14 protein-coding genes and 1 pseudogene are annotated in these 13,123 nt (G+C 62.0%); 9 read left to right on the top strand and 6 right to left on the bottom strand.

Annotation, left to right across the window (positions count from 1 at the left end; translation table 11 throughout):
* The first annotated feature begins 209 nt into the window (after positions 1–209).
* Positions 210–1,007 (top strand): RNA replicase, encoded by a 798-nt coding sequence (locus tag NEF64_RS18960; protein ID WP_252575219.1) that lies wholly within the window; start codon positions 210–212, stop codon positions 1,005–1,007.
* Positions 1,008–1,543: 536 nt separating this feature from the next.
* A complete protein-coding gene (locus NEF64_RS18965; protein WP_252575220.1) occupies positions 1,544–1,864 on the top strand; it encodes a single-stranded DNA-binding protein in 321 nt (106 codons plus the stop codon).
* On the opposite strand, the gene NEF64_RS19420 is transcribed toward NEF64_RS18965, so the two are convergent.
* On the bottom strand, positions 1,861–2,073 hold the full coding sequence (locus NEF64_RS19420) for a YlcI/YnfO family protein (RefSeq protein WP_420833721.1): 213 nt from the start codon (positions 2,071–2,073) through the stop codon (positions 1,861–1,863). The two genes, NEF64_RS18965 and NEF64_RS19420, sit on opposite strands and share 4 nt — an antisense overlap.
* A gap of 87 nt (positions 2,074–2,160) precedes the next feature.
* On the opposite strand from NEF64_RS19420, the gene NEF64_RS18970 reads away from it, so the two are divergent.
* The 5 genes from NEF64_RS18970 to NEF64_RS18990 all read left to right on the top strand — a co-directional run bounded on the left by NEF64_RS18970 (position 2,161) and on the right by NEF64_RS18990 (position 5,968).
* Positions 2,161–2,355, top strand: a complete 195-nt coding sequence (locus NEF64_RS18970) for a hypothetical protein (protein ID WP_252575222.1) — start codon at positions 2,161–2,163, stop codon at positions 2,353–2,355.
* Positions 2,356–2,358: 3 nt separating this feature from the next.
* Positions 2,359–3,102 (top strand): ParA family protein, encoded by a 744-nt coding sequence (locus tag NEF64_RS18975; RefSeq protein WP_252575224.1) that lies wholly within the window; start codon positions 2,359–2,361, stop codon positions 3,100–3,102.
* Positions 3,012–4,097, top strand: a complete 1,086-nt coding sequence (locus NEF64_RS18980; protein ID WP_252575225.1) for a ParB/RepB/Spo0J family partition protein — start codon at positions 3,012–3,014, stop codon at positions 4,095–4,097. The genes NEF64_RS18975 and NEF64_RS18980 overlap by 91 nt, the downstream gene beginning before the upstream one ends.
* Before the next feature lie 243 nt (positions 4,098–4,340).
* The gene (locus NEF64_RS18985) at positions 4,341–4,865 is read left to right on the top strand and encodes a hypothetical protein (protein WP_252575226.1); all 525 of its coding nucleotides are present in this window, start codon (positions 4,341–4,343) and stop codon (positions 4,863–4,865) included.
* Positions 4,865–5,968: a relaxase/mobilization nuclease domain-containing protein gene (locus tag NEF64_RS18990; RefSeq protein WP_252575227.1), complete on the top strand. Its 1,104-nt coding sequence runs from the start codon at positions 4,865–4,867 to the stop codon at positions 5,966–5,968. Before NEF64_RS18985 ends, NEF64_RS18990 begins: the two co-directional genes overlap by 1 nt.
* A 68-nt stretch (positions 5,969–6,036) precedes the next feature.
* Here the strand turns inward: NEF64_RS18990 and NEF64_RS18995 are convergent, their stop codons facing one another.
* A complete protein-coding gene (locus tag NEF64_RS18995; RefSeq protein ID WP_252575229.1) occupies positions 6,037–6,399 on the bottom strand; it encodes a winged helix-turn-helix transcriptional regulator in 363 nt (120 codons plus the stop codon).
* A gap of 53 nt (positions 6,400–6,452) precedes the next feature.
* On the opposite strand from NEF64_RS18995, the gene NEF64_RS19000 reads away from it, so the two are divergent.
* The gene (locus tag NEF64_RS19000; RefSeq protein WP_261362633.1) at positions 6,453–7,253 is read left to right on the top strand and encodes an NADPH-dependent F420 reductase; all 801 of its coding nucleotides are present in this window, start codon (positions 6,453–6,455) and stop codon (positions 7,251–7,253) included.
* A gap of 58 nt (positions 7,254–7,311) precedes the next feature.
* A pseudogene (locus NEF64_RS19005) lies at positions 7,312–8,302 on the top strand (zinc-dependent alcohol dehydrogenase family protein).
* A gap of 74 nt (positions 8,303–8,376) precedes the next feature.
* On the opposite strand, the gene NEF64_RS19010 reads toward NEF64_RS19005, so the two are convergent.
* The 4 genes from NEF64_RS19010 to virB10 are packed head-to-tail and all read right to left on the bottom strand — an operon-like array spanning position 8,377 to position 13,123.
* Positions 8,377–9,114, bottom strand: coding sequence for an LPD7 domain-containing protein (locus NEF64_RS19010; protein WP_252575233.1), 738 nt, complete (start codon positions 9,112–9,114; stop codon positions 8,377–8,379).
* Position 9,115: 1 nt separating this feature from the next.
* Complete coding sequence (locus tag NEF64_RS19015) at positions 9,116–10,915, bottom strand: type IV secretory system conjugative DNA transfer family protein (protein WP_252575087.1); 1,800 nt, start codon at positions 10,913–10,915, stop codon at positions 9,116–9,118.
* Positions 10,905–11,918, bottom strand: coding sequence for a P-type DNA transfer ATPase VirB11 (virB11, locus tag NEF64_RS19020; protein ID WP_252575088.1), 1,014 nt, complete (start codon positions 11,916–11,918; stop codon positions 10,905–10,907). Before virB11 ends, NEF64_RS19015 begins: the two co-directional genes overlap by 11 nt.
* A complete protein-coding gene (gene virB10 / locus NEF64_RS19025; protein ID WP_252575090.1) occupies positions 11,915–13,123 on the bottom strand; it encodes a type IV secretion system protein VirB10 in 1,209 nt (402 codons plus the stop codon). The genes virB11 and virB10 overlap by 4 nt, the downstream gene beginning before the upstream one ends.

Consider the following 13,123-nt stretch of genomic DNA (forward strand, 5'->3'; position numbering starts at 1 on the left):
CACGAAGGCCGGGCACCCTGGAACGTGATGAGCGATGCTTGGCGGCATCGATCGGGACCCCATTGGGGACAATACGCACCCTTCTCATATCCGTTCTCGAGCCTCGGTTCAAGGGAGCGCGCTTCGCGCCACGTTCTTGTTTTGCCTGGTCCCGGCCTCCGAAGAGGGGACGGACGATGGGAGCTATTACGATTGCGCGCGCGAGCTTCATGGCGCTCGAACGAGCGACAAACGAGCGCGCCAGGTCGCGATCGGGGGCACCGAACCCGACGCGCGCGCACGTGCATCCTCACAGCCGTAAGGCTGGCACGTTCGAGGACGACTTTTTCTACAGCTACGGCAAGGGCGAGACGGACCGGCTGTATCGCAACGCCGTGGAGCTGCTGAAACGCAAGAACGCCATCAGGCGCCTTGCCCGCACCGAGGGGCGCCAGCTCACTGAGGCCGAACGCCTCGTTACGCTGATTACGCCTGCAGCAGTGCGGGTGTTCGAGCAGCTAACGCAGCTCGCTCGCACCTGCGCCGGCAAGGTCTTCCCAACATGGGAGTGGATCGAGACGCACACCGGATTGTCGCGTGCGAGCGTCGGGCGCGGCTTGTCGATCCTTCTTAAAATGGGGTTGCTCGACAAGCAGAGACGATGCGTCCCGATTGAACCGACACCCGATCGCCCGAAAGCACGCTTTGAACAGACGTCCAACGTCTATCGGATGCGTTTTCCGAACCGCCTAGTCGGTTTCCTTCCGCGATGCTTTCGCCCTTCTCCGCTGCCCGACGACGTGGTGCAGCGGGATGCCGATCGTATCGAAGAAATCGAGGCGATGCGTCTATGGCGCTCGCCCCGCCAGGTTGTGGCCGAGGATATCAACGACGCCGGCCTCCGTAGCATCATGATGCGCCTCGCCATCGGCATCGAGGAACGAGAGTCTCAAAAAAATGGTCAACCGCTCCTAGATTCATCTATTCTATGTTCGGTACGGAGTTGGCCTAGCCGGCCAACGCTCTAATGCCTGCCGGCAAAGCAACGCTGAACCCGATCAGGAAACTTAACAAAACCACCTTTACCAAGCCCGACCGAGGGACGCGCCTACGGCGCGGTGCTCCCGAAAGGAGCATGCGTATTCTGTTGCGCCAAATGGTTGAGCTGATGCTTGGTCGAGCCGTTTTCCGGGTATGATCGCGGCCGTAGCGCCAAGTTCCTAGCAAGGGCGGCGCGGTAGTCACCGGCGTCATCCCCTTTCCACGTTGTCGACACTCGGTTTCCCCGCAGGCCGAACCGATCTGCGCCCATCGTCGCCACATACCGAAATCCTAGCACCAGCCAAACCCCACACCGATCGCGATGGCCCAAGGCCGAGCCCTTCACCCGGCTATTCCTGGGTGATGGGAAATGGGCGCTCGCCGCCTTCTACGATCAAGCGAATAACCGGCTTTGCCTACGGTTTCCGCTCCGCGGACCCTCCGTTTTTTCGCTTGATCGCGGCGCCCGCGCTCCCCTTCAATTCCCATCAGGAATTAGCCTGATCGATCGAAGGACAGGATCATGCAGAACATCGCGGAGTTTCGGATCATCGGGCGGGTTGGCAAGATCACCGAGCATGACAAGGTGACGAAGGTCAGCGTCGCCGCCAACTACAACCGGCAGGAGAACGGCGAGTGGGAGACGGACACGCACTGGAACGAGGTGACGGTATTCGGCAAGCTAATCGAGCGCGCCGCCAAATCGCAGAAGGGCGATCTCGTCCATATCACCGGCCGAGTTCGGCAGAACTCCTACGATGTGGCCGATGGCAAGCGCTATACGGTCGAGCTGATCGCCGACGGCTTCGCGATCCTCGCCAAGGGTTCGGAGGACCGCGACTAGGTACGGTCGGGGCCGCCTACCGGCGGCCCTTCTCGCCTCCGCATTTCCATCTCGACGGACTCGCGCATGAAATCGGCAACCGTTTCTCCCGGGCGCAGCAATGCCTTGATCCGGGCCAATGTCCCCGGCGGAAACCGGGCCATCGTCTGCTCTGCATTAATTCGCGGGCGACCGACCGAGCCGAGCTTGCTAGAGTCATTCGTCGTCATAGAATTGTTGGTATCTCATATTGACGAGGATTTAGATACCACTTATTACAGGATCGGCCTTTCATCAAGGCGACGGAGGCTGAGGCCATGTTAGACCACCTACTAACGATCGGGTTTATCGTATTCCTCGGCTGGGGTCTGCTGTCGGGCGTGGGCCGCAGCGAGAACCCGCGCGTCTGGAGCGGCGACACGGCTGACGAGGAGGCGCGGCGCAACACGCGCACCGATTCCAACTACCGCGGCTACGACCATTGGAACAACTCGTCGGATCGTGGCTGGTAGGACGTGAAGACTATCGCCATCAACGTAGAAAAGGGCGGCGCGGGCAAGACGACGATCGCCTGCCATTTGGCATGGATACTAGCGGACGCCGGCCATCGCGTTCTGTTTCTCGATCTCGATCGCCAGTGCAACGCGACCGCGGCGCTGGCAGAGTTCGAGAGCCTTGGCACGTGCAAGCCTCTGTTCGAGCCCCGCTACTCGCCGCCCGCTTCCGCGCCTCGCCTGTCGATCTATTCGAACCGCATGGGCGGCGAGTATGACGCGGATTACACGAAGGCGCTTGGAAATATCCGGACCAACTTCCCGCAGCTTGGTCCTGCGTTCGATTTCTGCGTCATCGACACGCCTCCCTCCTGGTCCTGGATCAATTTCGCGGCGCTGATGGTAGCGGACTCGCTGATAATTCCCGTCGAGCTGGGGCCGTTCGGGCCGGCATCGACTAAGCAGGTGTCGGATTCGATCGCTACGGTAAACCAGCGCGGTCGAACAAAGCCGATCCATGTCGCCGGCTTGGTCGCCAACCGTGTGAAGGCCAACGACCGCGCGCAGATGGAAATGCTCGCGGCGATCCGGGAAAAGGTCGGCAAAAACCTGTTCACAGGCTACCTTCCCGATCGCGCACACTACAGCCAGGCGCTTCAAGAGCGCGTGCCAGTGTGGCGCTTGAACAAGGACGTACGAGGATCGCTGCCGGCGATGCGCGCCTTTCTCGAGGAAGCCATGACCCGGATCGGGAGCAACGGATAATGGACTTCGACAATTTCGACGTCTTCAGTGACAAGGCCGAGGTTGCTGACGCGGATCGCGTTCTGCTCCTCGATCCGGATCAGCTCTATCCCGATCCCGAGAACGTCCGGCGCGACATCGATCCGGCAACGATCAACGAGATGGCCGGGACGATCGAAGCACGAGGACAGCTTCAACCGGTGACGGTCGCTCCGAAGGATGAGGAAGGGCGCTATCGCATCCAGTTCGGCGAACGTCGCTGGCGCGCGTGCAAGCAACTCGGCATCAAGGTTCGCGCGATCGTCGCCAAGGCGGATGATCCCGCGCAGGTCCGCATCGACCAATTCATCGAGAACGATCAGCGCGAAAACCTGTCGACAGCCGACGTGGTGGCCTTCGTCGCCAAGGAGGTTGCGTCCGGCCGCACGCTTGCAGATCTAGCGCGGCAGACAGGCCGGAACCGCACGCTCCTGACCCGGTATCATGGCCTCGCAAGTGCTCCCGACTACATTTCTGCGCTACTTGCCGATATCTCGATGCGGAGCGCCGTTGCCCTTACCCAGGCAGCCAAGGTGGACGATGCAGCGACCCGGACGTTTATCGCGAATACGGCGACCGAGGATATGACGGTATTGGCGTGCGAACGGCTGGCACGCGACGTGCGAGCGAAGAAGACCAGCGCGGTGACCGAGTCTCCTGCCCCCCCGCCTGTCGTGCAACCGGGCGCGGATGGCGAACCCGAGAAAGCCAGCGACGAGACCCTGGTCGATCCTCCCGCCCCATCAACCGACGAGATCAGGGACGAGCTTGCCGAGCGCGCTCAGGACGCGACACCGGTCCCGTCGACGCTGGTTTCTAGCACCAGTGCCCCTGCCCCCCGGTCTTCAAAGGCGAAGGGTGGCAAGCAGAAGATCGAGCGGCCGACAATCGAGGTGGAGGGTCAGCGTGCGATCGTCGTGGAAGCACTGCTCCACTTCGACGGCGAAGACACGCCCCGGATCGTCAGCTGGCGCTGATCGCCGGCCGTTGAACGGAGAGCGTCGATGGTTATCTTCGCGCGCATTCGCACACCTTCTTTCCTTCCGCGAAATCGCTTCAGTCAAGACTGATTGAGTGTGCCACGTGGCACACTTGCGAGAAGGATTATGGTTAGGGATGTTTAATGGCAGGATAGGTATTGCTGTGTTTTCTGTATTACATTACTCCTTCGGAGCATGTCCGCAGCCGCGCAACCTGCATCCCCAACCAAGCCGACCGCGATGCTGACGGCGCGTGTCGATCGCGACTTGTTGGCTGCCTTCGATGCCGTTGCAGAGGGAAGGGGAGGGCGCAGCGCGCTCCTGCGGACCGTGCTTCAGCAGTCATTGAAGCAGGTGATCGACGCACCTCGGATCGCGCCACGCGAAGACAGCGCCGGCAACCGTGTGACGCTCAGCTTCACCGATGCTGAGTTGGCGCTGCTCGATCGGCGAGCGGCCGATCGGGGTGTCGACCGTTCGCGTTGGATCAAAGCACTGGTGCGACGTCATCTGGGATTGAAGGGCAACGTCGACGACGGTTTGCGCGATGCGCTCGCCCCGATCCGGATGCAGCTTCAACGCATCGGACGAAACCTCAATCAGGCAATGAAGGCGGGTAACGCCTCGCTAATGGCGGATAGCGGATTGCAGATCGAGCGGGAGCTGCGACGCATTGCCGATATGCGCGAAGAGATTACCGAACAGGTCAACGCGCTAGGCGGCGCGCTTCGTGGCGACGCCGCCTATTGGGAGGTCGCGGACTGATGCCCTTCGGCGAGCGCGAGGATGAGCTGTGGGAGGCGATGAAACCGCGGTTCAAGCCGCGCATCGTGGGCGATCCGAACGCGCGTTACGCCAAGAGCATCGTCAACGGCACAGGGGCGTTTGCCCCCCGACATAACGTCGGACCGACAGCTTCGGCCGTTCGGGCCACTCTCGCGCGGGTTGTTCACCGCACACCGGAGGTGCTGGTCAAGGTTACAGGGCGGAAGAAGGGTGCAAAGCATCTGGCCGCCCATCTCGATTATATCGGCCGCCACGGCGACATCGCAATCGAGACACGGGACGGCGAGCGGATCACGTCGAAAGATGATGCGCATCAGATCGCGGACGAATGGTCCGACCCGCTTTATTGGCGGCAGGGGACATCGGTTTCGGCCGTCGCGATGGTGTTCTCAATGCCAGTAGGCACCAACCCCGACAAGGTAAGGGAGTCCGTCAGGGAAGCGGCCGAACGATTGATCGGTGACAATCACGACTACGTACTCGCTCTTCACACCGACACACCCAGGCCGCATGTTCATCTGACGGTTCAAGCGGAAGGAATGGACCGCAAGCGCTTCGATCCACGCCGCGAGGATCTGTTTCGTTTCCGCGAGGCGTTCGCCGAAGCGCTGCGCAGTCGCGGCGTCGAGGCAGAGGCCACGCCGCGCTATACGCGCGGACAGGGGAGGGCAGGCACCAGCATGGCCCTGACGCAGTTGCGCGCGCGCATACGCAACGGTGCGTCCCGCCAACCTACCGATACCGATCTGTGGCAAGCGCGCGAGGCGATGCAAATCGCTCTCGGCAAGGCCCAGCAGCCAGCGCTCGCTACTAATACGCGGGCACGCTGGCAGGACACCAAACGGCGCTACGAGGCCGCGGCCGACCGCCTCGATCGCACCGGCAACCTTGAAGACCGCCAGCTTGCCGGCGACGTCCGGAAGTTCGTCCAAGAGCGTGCGGGCATCGAAACGGTGCCGGACATGATGCTCCGCGATGCCACGAAGCGCGTCCGAGAAGCACAGGATCGATCGAGAACCGACCCGCAACTGGATCGAGGTGTGCCACGTGGCACACCTCCACCGCCAACCAGACGGCGTTAGTCACTGATCGCTCAGCTAGTGCGACGCGTCAGCTAGAACCAGGCTGGCAGAACAGACTCCTCGTAGGTCTAAGCTGGCGGTGTGGCTTCTCGCCGCATGAAGGTCCAATCGATCAGAGCTTCGATCGATGGTCCGAGCGCAAGACCGATCTCACTCAGTGCGTATTCGACCCTGGGGGGAACCTGCGGATAGATCGTTCGGGTCACAATCCCGTCCTTCTCCAAATCCTTGAGCTGTTGAATTAGCATCTTCTGGTTCACCCCTTCGACACGTCGTTCGAGTTCGGAAAACCGCAGTGGTGCCCTTGCGGCAAAGAGCTGGAAAATGATTACCATCTTCCACTTGCCCTCCAAAACGCGGAGCGCCTCGCTCGTAGCGGCGGCCCAAACAAGCTGCTGCTGTGGGTCCTCACACTGCCAGTCACGCTTCATGCGACACTTACCTCTTAGTGGGTTACCCACTTTTAGGTGGGCTCTTGTTGATAATGGCACCTGACCATAGTTCCCGGTGCGAAGCAACGATCGCAGAGGAACGACGCATGAAGATCGGCATTCTTGGAACAGGTCACATCGGCAAGACACTCGTCACCAAGTTGAGCGAGGCGGGCCATGAGGTGAAGGTGGCCAACTCGCGCGGGCCCGAGACGATCGATCCCGAGCTCCTGTCAGCCGGCGCCCGTGCCGTGACGACGGAGGTTGCGCTGACCGACGTTGAGGTCGTCGTCCTCTCGATACCTCTCAACCGTATCGCCGGAATTGCACCGTTGGTGGCTCGCCTGCCTGACGAGACGGTCGTGATCGACACCTCCAACTATTACCCGTTCCGGGACTCCAAAATCCAGGCGATCGAAGACGGGCAGGTCGAAAGCCTCTGGGTGGCTGAGCAACTTGGCCGCCCAATCGCAAAGGCATGGAATGCGATCGGCTCCGCGTCGCTTGCGAAGAAGGGTAAGTCGGCAGGGACACCGGACCGGATCGCCATTCCCGTTGCAGCGGATCGCGAGCGCGATCGGCGGGTCACGATGGCGCTGGTCAGCGATACAGGTCTGGATGCCTTCGATGCCGGCTCGCTCGCGGCCTCGTGGCGTCAGCAGGCCGGCGCGCCAGTCTATTGCACCGACCTAACCCTGGCCGAGATTCCCTCAGCTCTCGGCGCTGCAGAGAAGGACCGGCTTCCTAAGCGCCGGGACCTGGCGGTTGCGGTGATGCAGGAGCGCTTGGGTGACGGCACCACGAACCCTGACGAGGACTGGGGCGTCCGCCTCGTTCGCGCGATCAACATGTAACCGTCGCACAAACTGCGCCGCTCCAATCATCGCCATCTATCTACCAGAGGATCAGACCATGACTTGCGTTGTACGCTTTCACGAATACGGCCCCGCAGACGTGCTGCGCATCGATGACATTGAGGTTTCTACGCCTGCCGCCAACGAGGTGCAGATCGCGGTCCGAGCCATAGGCCTGAACCGCGCAGAGGTGATGTTCCGCAACGGCGCTTACCTGCAGGAAGCGGACTTCCCCTCGCGGCTCGGCTACGAGGCCGCATGCACGGTCAAGACGACGGGCAGCAACGTGTCGGACTTCGCGGAGGGCGACGCCGTCAGCGTCATCCCCACGCTCGATATGTCGCGCTGGTCCACCTACGGCGAGATCATCAACATCCCGGCGCGCTATGTCGTGAAGCATCCCACCGCCCTTTCATTCGAGAAGGCAGCCGCGTCCTGGATGCAGTATGTCACCGCCTGGGGCGCGCTCATCGATCAGGCGAAGGTCACCGCCAAGGACTTCGTGATTGTTTCAGCCGCATCCAGCAGCGTCGGCATCGCGGCGATCCAGGTGGCTCGCAGCGTCGGAGCAACGGTGATTGCGGCCACCCGTACGAATGCCAAGGCGCAGGCGCTCACCGACGCCGGCGCGCTTCATGTGGATCCCCACCGCCGAAGGCGAGTTGGCGGCGCGCGTGAAGGAGATCACCGGCGGCAAGGGTGCCCGCGTGGTATTCGATCCGATCGGCGGTCCTGCCATCGCCCAGTTTGCCGAAGTCATGGCTGTGGGCGGCATCTTACTGGAGTATGGGGCTCTCAGCCCGGACGAGGGGCCGTTCCCGCAGTTCGCGGTGCTGGGCAAGAGCCTCACGATCAAGGGCTACCTCTACACCGAAATCGTCAGCGATGACGACGCGCTTGCTCGGGCGAAAGCCTTCATCACCGATGGTCTGGAAAGCGGCAAGCTAGACCCGCTCGTGTCGCGGACATTCCCGTTCGACCAAATCCGGGAAGCAACCCGATTTCTCAAATCCAACGAGCAGATCGGCAAGATCGTCGTAATTGTTTGATCTTTGACGGGCGAGCGGCTCTTGGCCCTCTCCTGTCCAGATTGGGAAGGTGTGCCACGTGGCACACCTCACCATCACCGGCCCCCGATCGAGCGCGACTTCTCGTAAATCACTTCCTGGGTCATATCGCGGACCTGCTGATCCTGCTTCTGCTTGACCTCGACGCCGGCGATCCGCTCGCCCCGATCGATCCGGGCGGCGACCTCCTCCTTGCGCTCTGCGACGAACTCACGCTGTTTGGTATGCTCACCCGGGAAGCGATTGGCCGCCGCGACCATCGCCAGTGCGACGTGGCTTTGCGCCTTACGCAGCTCGGGGTCTTTGGCATTTTGCACATCCGTCTGTCGACGAAATCGCTCGGCTAAATCGGGCCCGGGATCGGGTTGCTCCTTGGCGTCGCGAACCTGGTTTGCGGTGCGAGCGGCCTGCGCCTTCGTCGGCATCGCGCCAGGTTGGCGAGCCTGTTCGCGTTCGGCTGCAGCCTTCGTCTTAGCGTCTGGCTGATACCCGTCGATCTTGAGCCCCTGCGCCGTAGCCGCGAGATATGCTGCCCGCTTAAATCCTTCGTCGCCATCGATCCGAAGCGACGTCCACCCATTCTCTTTGGCCAGACGGATAAGATCGGGCAGCGACTCTTTATCTTTGGCCTTGATGCGATCGGGGGTGATCGTCGCCATCGGCTCTTTGTCGTGTGGGCTCCGATAGAGCTTGTTGCCGACCCGTAAAAACCTCGAATCGAGATCGGAGGGCACCTCCATCGTTCGACGGCGCCGATCGACTTCGACGCTGGCAGTGTCGGTTTTCTTATCCATTTCACCGCTCCTGTTCGATCACACCTACAAGTTCGTCGCCTCGTTCCTCGGTCGACACGTCGATGAGCATGTCGGGGAACTCCTGGATGATGACGCTATCCATCGCGAATGACATCGGATCGGGGTCAGTGAGCTGGTCGAACGTCGGTTCGACGCAAGCTGGCAGCTCCTCAGCGTCATCGATCCTCTGCGGGATCGGAGCCACCACCGGTGCCTGCGCTAGCCGGCTCCTGAATAGGGCATCCTCGAAATACCGAATTTTGTCGCCGTGAATGGGGGGAATGCCGCCCCTCATCAGAAGCAGTTCGGTATCGGGGAATTGCATCAGCTCTTGCGGCAACAGAAGGGCGCGGCGCTGATCCGACATGGATTTGGAGCGATTGGCGAGGATGCCGTGGATGGTCAGCGACTTCGTGACGGATTCCTGACCGACATATCCGATCCGCTCGGATAGCTCATTCGCGACACGCAGCTCCTTCGGCGTGAAGGCGACTTCTACCCCGCAATTGGCGACAATCTCGTTGGCGACATGCTCGCCATAAACCGCGCGGAGCTGCGACCTGGACTGGATCACTGGCAAAAGTCGGATGCCGTAGCCAGCAACGTAGGAGAAGGCGCTGGCGATCGTCTGCGCCCGGCCGATGCGTGCAAACTCGTCGAGGATGACGAGAACCTGTAGCGGGGTCTGCGTGCCCGGCAGCTCGCGCACGTTAAGGTCGATCAGCTGTTGAAACAGCAGATTGTAGAGCGGCGCGACGCGGTCCAGCTCGTCGGGCGATACCCCAAGATATACCGACATAGGGGTGGTGCGTAGCTCGCGCAGATCGAAATCGCTCGTCTCCGTCGCCGCGTCGACCCGTGGGTTGAGCCACAGGCTTAGCTTTGAGGTGACGGTCTGGACGATGCCCGCGAATGTGTTGTCGGCGCCGGACGTGAAGTCGGCGAGGGCGTTGCGGCAACCTTGCGACAGATCGTGCCGCTCCTCAAGAACGCGGCGGAAGAACCCGCGCGTGTCGCCGGTCGTCATCAAGCGGTAGATCGAGCCGATGGTGAACGACCGATCGGAAACTGCGAGATAGGCACCCACTCCGACGAAGGCAGTCCGTGCCGAGTCCGTCCAGAACGGCTCGCCGCGTTCGGGCGCGACGAACAGCATCGTCGCGATCTTCTGCAGCTCGATGATTACTTCGTCGGGATCGATGCGATCGATGTAGCCGAGAGGATTGTAGCGGGCGGTTCGGCCGTCCGGTTCGGTTGGGTTGAACAGGTAGACGGCTTGGCCGTGCTTCTCGCGAAAGCCAGCCGTCGCATCCCAATTCTCGCGCTTCACGTCGAGGACGACGACGGACTCCCGCCATGACAGCAGGTTGGGGATGACGATGCCAACGCCCTTGCCGGAACGGGTAGGGGCCTCGACGATGCAATGCTCGCTTCCCCCGAACGTGAGGAACTTGCCACCTTTCTTACCCAAGACGATGCCGTTCGCGGCACGGAACCCGGCGCGACGGATCTCGCTCTCCCGTGCGAAGCGCGCCGCACCATGCAAGGGCGGTTTGAGTTTGGCGAACCACCAGATCGTGATTGCCGCGAGGAAGAGTCCGATCCCCATGCCGGCGCCGAAAGCCTTCAGCACGATAGGATCGTGCCGGTAGTACCAGAAGAACGCCGGCATCTTGAGCGGGTCGAACTTGGCACTGGGAAGCCCAAGATATATCCAGGCGATGACAGAGGCGATCAGGAACGCGACGACGAGCGCAACCGGAATGCCGAAGGCGAAGAGTGCGCGCCGGTTAGGCTGCATGACGCCCTGCCGGATCGTAGTAGATCTCCGTCATTCGGAACTTGCCGTCGACCTTTTTCATCTGAACCACGACGTCGACGAGGATTTTTAGGAGCGAGCGAATGTCGTCCCGGGCTAGGTCGGCGCCGCCTTCGCTCTCTTTCACCAGCAGCGTCAGTTGCTCGAACGCAAGCTCGGCCGAATCCGCGTGTATGGTGGTGATCGAGCCTGGGTGGCCGCTGTTGACGTTGCGGAGGTAGAAAAAGGCGGTTCCGTCGCGCAGTTCTTGGAGCAGGATGCGATCGGGCCTCATGCGCAGTGCGCTTTCCAGCAGCTCCTTTGCCGTCACCTTGGCGGTGCCGGTGCCATCCTTGCTGTAGATCATGTGAACGACGTTCCTGTGCGGCACGACAAGCTCGCGCGTGTCCTCGATCGTCAGCAACCGCTCATTCTCTGGAATGAGCTTGATGAGCCCCTTGGAAAACGTCGTCTTTCCCGAGCCGGTCGCGCCCGAGATCAGGATGTTGAGCCGGCTTCGCACGGCAAGGTTGAAGAACTCGACGTGCTTTCCGGTGTTGAGCAGGCCCAGCAGCCGTTCCTCAACCGGACTGACCCTTTTGGTGGCGACCTTGGTTTCTGCGAATAGGCCGCTCGCCTCGAAATCCGCCATCGTCATCGTCTTCGTCGACGGTTTGCGCACCGTAATCGAGACGGTGCCGTCCGGTACTACGGGGGGAAGGACGAGCTGGACGCGCTCGCCGGTCGGGAAGACCGTCGAGCAGATCGGCGTCTCGCGCGTCACGTCCTGCGACGTGAATGCAGCGGCAGCGCGGGCCAGCCCGTTGAGAGCTTCGAGGGTAAGGTCCGGCTCCTCCTCCCAGGTCCATCCGCCATGCCGTTCGACGCCGATGATCGAAGGTTCGTTGATGACGACTTCCGTCACGTCGTCTTCGTCGAGATAGCGTCGAAGCGGGCGTACGGCATGATCGAGAATCGCCGTGTTGCGGAAGCCCGGTGCGGTCACTTCAGACCGAGCCCGTAGACCTGGGAAAAATCGAAATCCTTGGCGACCGTTATCGCCAGCTCGGACCCTTGGTTGACCCGTACGACGGGGCGGATCGTCTGTGTATCCTGCAGGACCGACGAGGTGGTGTCACCGGGCGTGCGGAAGACGGTCGACCCGGCCGGGCTGACGGCCTGCCCGGCAATCTGTCCACCCGTATCGAGGACGCTGAACAGAAGAGCAGCACCGAACCGCTGCCAGAAGAACCGATCGATTTTGCCGGTGATGCCTGCGCGGCCGAGGGAGTCGGACGCCGGGGAACCTATATCGATCGCGACGCCCCGTGGCGTGACTGCCCGCGTCCACATCGCGAAGAGCCGACCCTGACCGCGTTGCAAACCACCCTGATACTCGCCGAAAACGCGCGTGCCTTTCTCGAGCAACACGACGCGACCGTTGTCTGAGTAGATATCGCGAGGGATGATGCAGGTGGTGTAGCCCGGCACGGTGCTGTCCATCGCCGTTTGCAGAACGCAGGGGATGATCGCGCCCGCGGTGACGAGATAGTTGCGGTTGCCGATCATGCGGGCCGTGGCGGTGCCGATCACCGACGTTTGCTTGAGCGTATCGAGGTTGGTCCGGGTGGCCGACGTGGCGCTACCGCCCTGCGGTGCCGCGTCGCCGCTGTCCCCGGTGTTGTCGCCGAGCGTGCGGCCGCCATTCGGACCGCTCTGGTTGCCGTTGTAGGCGATCAGCGTTGATCGTCGGGCATTGTCGCTGAGTTGGCGGGCCTCATTCGCGCGCCGCTCGGCTTCAGACTGCGCGCGGGTTTGCTGGCCTGACGTTCCGGTCGATGGATACGGAGTGATCGGCTGCCCGTCGGGACCGATCGCTGGAACCTGCGTTCCGGTGAGCTGCACCGGGGCGTTCGGGTCGCGAGGTGCCGTGGCGAGCGTCGGTGCGATCACCGACTTGGGATCGTAAGGCGCCTCGACCGCAGGAGGCGCCTTCTTCACCTCCAGTGCCTTGTTACTCCCGGTTCCGGTGACGACTGTCAGGGCCGCGAAGACGATTCCGCCAGCAAGCGCCGCGCCGACCAGCACCTTCCTGTTGTCCCATTGAGCCGCATTGAGTGATGGGATGCGGTTCGGGCGGTCGGCAGCGGGGGAGCGGTCGATCTCGCCTGCTTCGGGCGTCGCGTCGACGTCGAATCGTTTATCGCTCAC

Origin of the sequence: Sphingomonas aerolata (assembly GCF_023935825.1) — a bacterium.
Classification (GTDB): domain Bacteria; phylum Pseudomonadota; class Alphaproteobacteria; order Sphingomonadales; family Sphingomonadaceae; genus Sphingomonas; species Sphingomonas aerolata.

Coding starts and splice junctions, on each gene's coding strand:
- NEF64_RS18960 (WP_252575219.1), top strand. CDS start 210: ATGGCGCTCGAACGAGCGACAAACGAGCGCGCCAGGTCGCGATCGGGG.
- NEF64_RS18965 (WP_252575220.1), top strand. CDS start 1,544: ATGCAGAACATCGCGGAGTTTCGGATCATCGGGCGGGTTGGCAAGATC.
- NEF64_RS19420 (WP_420833721.1), bottom strand. CDS start 2,073: ATGACGACGAATGACTCTAGCAAGCTCGGCTCGGTCGGTCGCCCGCGA.
- NEF64_RS18970 (WP_252575222.1), top strand. CDS start 2,161: ATGTTAGACCACCTACTAACGATCGGGTTTATCGTATTCCTCGGCTGG.
- NEF64_RS18985 (WP_252575226.1), top strand. CDS start 4,341: ATGCTGACGGCGCGTGTCGATCGCGACTTGTTGGCTGCCTTCGATGCC.
- NEF64_RS18990 (WP_252575227.1), top strand. CDS start 4,865: ATGCCCTTCGGCGAGCGCGAGGATGAGCTGTGGGAGGCGATGAAACCG.
- NEF64_RS18995 (WP_252575229.1), bottom strand. CDS start 6,399: ATGAAGCGTGACTGGCAGTGTGAGGACCCACAGCAGCAGCTTGTTTGG.
- NEF64_RS19000 (WP_261362633.1), top strand. CDS start 6,453: ATGGCACCTGACCATAGTTCCCGGTGCGAAGCAACGATCGCAGAGGAA.
- NEF64_RS19010 (WP_252575233.1), bottom strand. CDS start 9,114: ATGGATAAGAAAACCGACACTGCCAGCGTCGAAGTCGATCGGCGCCGT.
- NEF64_RS19015 (WP_252575087.1), bottom strand. CDS start 10,915: ATGCAGCCTAACCGGCGCGCACTCTTCGCCTTCGGCATTCCGGTTGCG.